This window comes from Pseudomonas sp. P4_C3 (genome assembly GCF_056402075.1).
The window spans coordinates 1-1,802 of the sequence record NZ_JBFUIC010000557.1; the positions used below are offsets into that span (position 1 = coordinate 1).

General features: G+C 56.4%; 2 protein-coding genes and 1 pseudogene. 1 reads left to right on the plus strand and 2 read right to left on the minus strand.

What is annotated here, in order from left to right:
- Positions 1 to 68: 68 nt before the first annotated feature.
- Complete coding sequence (locus tag AC1DVH_RS30575; protein ID WP_477756942.1) at positions 69 to 347, minus strand: hypothetical protein; 279 nt, start codon at positions 345 to 347, stop codon at positions 69 to 71.
- A gap of 296 nt (positions 348 to 643) precedes the next feature.
- Positions 644 to 934 (minus strand): recombinase family protein, encoded by a 291-nt coding sequence (locus AC1DVH_RS30580; protein ID WP_477756943.1) that lies wholly within the window; start codon positions 932 to 934, stop codon positions 644 to 646.
- A 322-nt stretch (positions 935 to 1,256) separates the two neighbouring features.
- On the opposite strand from AC1DVH_RS30580, the pseudogene AC1DVH_RS30585 reads away from it, so the two are divergent.
- Positions 1,257 to 1,547: pseudogene (locus AC1DVH_RS30585) on the plus strand (reverse transcriptase domain-containing protein); the annotation flags it as partial.
- Positions 1,548 to 1,802 lie beyond the last annotated feature (255 nt).

Consider the following 1,802-nt stretch of genomic DNA (forward strand, 5'->3'; position numbering starts at 1 on the left):
ATTTTGAACAGCCCATTGCATTTACCGCATTCTCTCCCCGCATGAGCGTCCGCGCCCCGGCACCCAGCTCACCTACAGATAACCAACATGGTCCGTGTCAATAAACCCGCAGGATTGAAGCCAAAGAAGTATTCATCTTCATCCTTGGCGTCGTCGGACCTGGCCACAACCTTGTAACCTGCCCCCTTACATTCCCTGTCAGCTCGCTTTTGACACCTCTCCCACCCCGATCCCAGCCCCGAGCAATCGATCTCGACGCCACTGACCCCGCGTACCGCATGGGTCCTTGCATTAGTCATACAACCCGCCAATGTCAGTACGGCAATCACGACAATGAGCCTTTTCATTCACATCCTTATGCCAGACGCCTCGCCTGACCGTCGTTCGCCTTCAGGCATAAGACTAGTTGCAAATAAACGACTGATCCGATTAAAGAAAAAGACAACCTGAAGCGCCTTGAGTTTCTGCAATCCTCCCCGGGAACCAATATCCTGTTCAACCCGAGTGGTAGCACAGGAGCATCAGTAGCTAATGGCTTGTCGCGCAGGCTCTGGTACTGCCCCGCTTGGCGCCATGAAGCTTGCCGCGACGATGGCATGATTGAGGAATACGACCTGTACGCCGCACGCCGATAGTTCTTCCATCAGCAATGCCTGGTGGGCATATTTTCGTGACAGCCGGTCTGGGGGGACAGGACGTAGAGACGATCTACCAAGCCAAGTGCAGCGCGGTCTCTGAGCCGTTCCAATTGTGGGCGAATCAGCGTCGCGCCACTGACGCCAGCGTCGATAAAGCGCATGTCCTCAACGACTTGGGCGCCATCAGCCACGATCCGCTCCATCAGCGCGGCAATCTGGCTTTCAATCGTGCCGCGTTTAGCCTGTTGGTCAGAGGATACCCGGGCATAGAGCGCCACCATCACAGCCTGGCTCATTGCTCACCTCGCTTGGCAGTACGATGCTTTTTCACAGGGGACCGGGATTGCGACAACTCTGAGGAGGTCCGCGTTTCTGTCGGTTTTAGCTGCTCGTAGACCCTCTCGAGCTCTTCACAAGAGAATCGATTTGGCTCAAAAGCCAGACGAATACGCCAGATCCGCGGTTTTCGGCTCATGACTGAATTCTCCCGTCAGTGGGGGCGATGACCTCAATGACGAGAACAATCTCGACGCCGGGGCATCCCGCATACCTCGCAGCAAAACTCTCCATGACAATGCACAGCCCCCATTTTATCCGAGAGTTTGCTCTATTGTTGCCGGCGCTATCTCGCCGTTGTTGTCGAACATCCTGCACCACGAACTCGATCGTGAATTGGAGCGGCGAGGCCATCGTTTCGTGCGCTACGCCGACGATGCGAACATTTATGTGCGTAGGCGTCGTTCCGGTGAGCGAGTGATGGCCGGCGTCGAGCGGTTCTTGAGGCAGCGTCTGAAACTGACGCTGAACCGGGAAAAGAGCCGGGTAGCCGGGTCATGGATGTGTGACTACTTGGGCTACGGGATGAGCTGGCATCAACAGCCAAGGCTGAGTATCGGCTACGTTGAGATCGGTGATGTTCTGGGGCGTGGCCTGGAGTTCGACAATAGCGTCAAGAATCTCGACGGGCTCTTCACAGGCGTGGTGGAGCGTTGCTGGATCAACAGCGGCATCCACGGCACCTACATGGGCGACAGCCTCACGATCCAGCACAACACGATTACCGGTCGCAACTGCGGTATCGAGGTGATCGGCTTGTCTGGCGCTCAGCAGATGGCCATCCATGACAACAACATCACGACCAACGGCGGGGCGCTGGCGTTGATC